Genomic DNA, 3,972 nt, shown 5'->3' on the forward strand with positions numbered 1-3,972 from the left:
TCTTCATATGGAGCGAACGACGAGGTTCGAACTCGCGACCTCAACCTTGGCAAGGTTGCGCTCTACCAACTGAGCTACGTTCGCATGCGCCGTGGCGCGAGACCCACTATACCCAACCTCGCTCCCGTGCGAGCCGCACCGCCGCATGCCGGTTCTCCGCCCCGAGCTTCGACACCGCCGACGACAGATAGTTCCGTACGGTCCCCTGCGACAGCGCGGCCCGCTCGGCGATCTCCGCCACGGGCGCCCCGTCGGAGGCGAGTTCCAGCACCTCCGCCTCCCGCCCGGTCAGCGGCGAGTCCCCGGCGGCGATCGCGTCGGCGGCCAACTCCGGGTCGACGTAACGGTTACCGGCGTGCACGGTACGAATGAGCTCCGCGAGCCGCTGCGCACTCACGGTCTTCGGCACGAACCCCCGCACCCCGGCCTCCAGCGCCCGCTTCAGATGCCCGGGCCGCCCGTGGCTGGTGACGATGAGTACCTTGCAGCCGGGCAGTTCGGAGCGCAGGTGTGTGGCGACCTTCACACCGTCGGCGCCGGGCATCTGGAGATCCAGCACCGCGACGTCGGGCTCATGGGCCCGGGCCATCGCCATCGCCTCCGGCCCGGTGGCCGCCTCGGCGACGACCATGATGTCGTCCTCCAGCGACAGCAGCGCGGCGAGCGCCCCACGGATCAGGTGCTCGTCGTCGGCGAGCAGCAGCCGTACGGGCTCTACGGCGGTCATGGTGTGACCTCACTCACGGGTCGCACCGTGGCGGCGGACGCCGGGCCGGAGGGGTCAGCAAGGCCGGAAGGGCCGGCTATCGACGGCAGCGGAATCTCCGCCGTCAGCCGGAACAGCCCCCGCTCAGCGGGCCCGGCCTCCAACGTCCCGTCGATCTCCGCCAGCCGCTCCCGCAACCCGGCAAGCCCCGAGCCGGAAGAGCCGGCCGCCCCGGTCCCGGCCGCCCCTGTCCCGGCCTCCGCGGCCACCTCGTCGCTCTCCACCCCGTCGTTCTCCACCGACAACACCACGCGCCCCTCCGCCACCCGCAGCCGCACCGCACACCGCCGCGCGTCCCCGTGCCGCAGGACGTTCGTCGCTGCCTCCCGCACCACCCACCCCAGGGCGGACTGCACCGCGACCGGCAGCCCGGCCGCCGTCGCCCCGCTCACCGTGCAGTCGATGCCGGCCGCGGCCAGCACCCCTTGCGCTCCGGCGAGTTCCGTCCTGAGGTCGGCCTCGCGGTAGCCGCGGACGACCTCCCGTACCTCCCGCTGCGACTCGTGCGCGAGCCGCTGCACCTCCACCATCTGCGCCACGGCCTCCGGCCGCCCCCGCTGGGCGAGCTGCACGGCCAGTTCGCTCTTGAGCGCGATCACGGCGAGGTTCCGCCCCATGACGTCGTGCAGATCACGCCCGAACCTGAGCCGCTCCTCGGCGACGGCGAGCCGGGTCCGGGTCTCGCGTGCCTCGTCGAGTTCGTAGACGATGTCGAGCAGCCACACGGAGACGACGGCCGTGAAGGCGAGCACCCCGCCGGCGAGCAGCGCCATCGACGCCGAGAAGAGCGATTCGCCCAGCGAGGCGCCCCGGGTGAGCGCCAGGAGCCAGGAGACCGTCGCGAAGCCCACGACGATCGCGCACACATGCCGCCGTTCGCGGACACCGAGGGCGATGGAGCCGATCCCGATGATGCCGACGACCCCGACGGCCCCGTTCGCGGCGTTCTCCACGCTCTCGCCGCCCGGCCCGTGGTCGGCGATGCCGATCGCGACGGCGCCGACCACGGCGGTCACGGCGGCCAGCGTCCACAGCAGCCGGACGGGCTGCGGCCGCCTGCCGCGCGTCCAGTCCAGCGACCGCGACACGGTGACCAGGCAGACCGCGGCGTGCACACCCGACAGGAGCAGCAGCCCGGCCCCGAGCCGCACCCCCTGCGGGACCATGGCCAGGAGCCCGACCATGACGAACTCGAACACCGCGAAGGACTGGAAGGACCACCGCGTGTACGTCTCGACCTTCTCCGGCGTGGTCTTCCGCCGCCACCACCTGCCCGGCCCACGCATCAGCCCGTCCCTCCCCCTCCGGTCAGCGCCGCGGTTCCCAGCGGAACCACCGCCGTACAGCAAACACCGACACGAGGGTCCAGGCCACCGCCGTCGCCACGGCGCCCAGCGCCTCGTACGCCGAGAGGTCGCCGGTCCAGCCGCCGCGCACCAGGGTGACGACGGGCGTCAGCGGCAGCAGTTCGCACAGGGAGGCCAGCCGGTCCGGCAGCAGCTCCAGCGGAACGAACATGCCCGAGCCCATCATCGAGACGACCAGCAGCGGCATGGGTGTGACCTGGGCGCTCTCGCCGGTCCGGGTGAAACCGGCGGTGACCGCGGCGAGGGCGGCGCACAGTACGAGCCCCAACAGCAGGCCCACGACGGCCAGATGGGGCGCGGACGGCGCGGACATGTCCAGCAGCACGGCGCAGCCCGCCGCGAGCAGCAGGCACTGCGCGAGCCCGGTGACCGCGGCGGGCGTGGCGGAGCCGGCCAGGATCTCGGCGTCCCGCAGCTCACCGGTGCGCAGCCGCTTGAGGACGAGTTCCTCACGCCGGACGACGAAGACGCCGACGAGCACCGAGTAGACGGCGAACAGCAGGGAGAAGCCGACCGCGGCGGGCAGGACCAGGGTGCCGGCGTTCAGCCCCGCCTCCGCGAGGTCCATCTCCTGGGCCGCCGACCGCACGCTGACCGGCATCACCAGCGGCACGAACAGTGCGGCGACGAGCGCGCCCCTGCTCCGCCCGAGCAAGGTCAGCTCGGCGCGGGCGAGTGCCGTCATACGGCTCATCGGCGTGCTGGCCGCGGCCTCGGTGCCGAGCGCCGGGCTCAGCGTCGTGCGGGTGGCACTCATGCCGCGTACTCCTTCGTCGTCCCTGCCGTGGCCCGTCCTGGGGATACCTCCTTGGCGATCCCGAGGAACGCCTCCTCCAGAGAGGCCGACCGCGCGTCCAGACGGCGCAGCTCCACCCGCGCCCGCTCGGCCCACACCAGCAGCCCGGTGGCCGCACGCTGCAGTTCATGGGTGCGGAGCCGGACGATCCGGCCGTCGGTCTCGTGCCCGGTCACGCCCAGCTCGCCGAGCGGCGGCAGATCGCCCACGAAGTAGCCGTCGGGCAGCTCGAAGGAGATCCGCGACGGCTCGGCGGCGGTCACCTCGGCCGGGGTCCCGGTGGTGGCGATGCGGCCCTCGTGCATGATCGCCAGCCGGTCGGCGAGGTTCTCGGCCTCCTCCAGATAGTGCGTGGTCAGCAGCACCGTCGTGCCGCCGTCGCGCAGTGCGCTCACCAACTCCCACGTTTCCCGGCGGCCTTCGACGTCCAGTCCGGTGGTCGGCTCGTCCAGGAAGAGCACCTCGGGGTGGCCGAGCAGGGCGAGCGCCAGATCCAGGCGGCGCCGCTGTCCGCCGGACAACTGCTTGACCCGGACGCCGGCCTTCGACTCCAGTCCGACCAGCGCGAGGACCTCAGACGGCGGGCGGGCACCGCTCACGCACCCCGCCCACATCCGCGTGGTCTCCGCGACGGTCAGCTCGGACGGGAAGCCGCCTTCCTGGAGCATCACGCCGGTGCGGGGCCGGACGAGGGCCCGGTCGGTGTACGGGTCGTGCCCCAGGACCCGCACGCGGCCGTCCGCCGGCGCCGCGAGTCCCTCCAGCAGTTCGACCGTCGACGTCTTGCCCGCGCCGTTGGTGCCCAGCAGCGCGAAGATCTCCCCGCGTCGTACGGCAAAGCTGATTCCGCGGACCGCCTCGAACCCGCCCCCGTACACACGCCGCAGGTCAGCGACCTCAATCACGTGTTCGTGTCCGTTGGTTTCCATGTCTTCAGCGTCCCGGCCCCACGGCCCGGGGAGCAGTGCGCGCTGTCATCTATCGGCATGACAAATGTCAGACGGGCCGGCGATGAACACGAAAAGACCCCGGTCCATCAGGAC

Annotated in this window: 4 protein-coding genes and 1 tRNA gene; all 5 read right to left on the minus strand. The window is 72.5% G+C overall.

Annotated elements, in window-relative coordinates; all coding sequences use genetic code 11:
* Nucleotides 1–8 precede the first annotated feature (8 nt).
* A tRNA-Gly gene (locus tag ACFTZL_RS42280) sits at nucleotides 9–84 on the minus strand.
* A gap of 22 nt (nucleotides 85–106) precedes the next feature.
* Nucleotides 107–727, minus strand: coding sequence for a response regulator (locus ACFTZL_RS42285; RefSeq protein ID WP_382595156.1), 621 nt, complete (start codon nucleotides 725–727; stop codon nucleotides 107–109).
* Nucleotides 724–2,052 (minus strand): sensor histidine kinase, encoded by a 1,329-nt coding sequence (locus ACFTZL_RS42290; protein ID WP_382595158.1) that lies wholly within the window; start codon nucleotides 2,050–2,052, stop codon nucleotides 724–726. The genes ACFTZL_RS42285 and ACFTZL_RS42290 overlap by 4 nt, the downstream gene beginning before the upstream one ends.
* A gap of 22 nt (nucleotides 2,053–2,074) precedes the next feature.
* Nucleotides 2,075–2,890 carry an ABC transporter permease gene (locus ACFTZL_RS42295; RefSeq protein ID WP_382595161.1) on the minus strand — a complete coding sequence of 272 codons (816 nt, stop codon included), beginning with the start codon at nucleotides 2,888–2,890 and terminating at the stop codon, nucleotides 2,075–2,077.
* Complete coding sequence (locus ACFTZL_RS42300; protein ID WP_382595164.1) at nucleotides 2,887–3,858, minus strand: ABC transporter ATP-binding protein; 972 nt, start codon at nucleotides 3,856–3,858, stop codon at nucleotides 2,887–2,889. The genes ACFTZL_RS42295 and ACFTZL_RS42300 overlap by 4 nt, the downstream gene beginning before the upstream one ends.
* Between the last annotated feature and the right edge of the window lie 114 nt (nucleotides 3,859–3,972).

The organism is Streptomyces sp. NPDC056948 (genome assembly GCF_042674225.1).
Taxonomy (GTDB): Bacteria; Actinomycetota; Actinomycetes; order Streptomycetales; family Streptomycetaceae; genus Streptomyces; species Streptomyces purpurascens.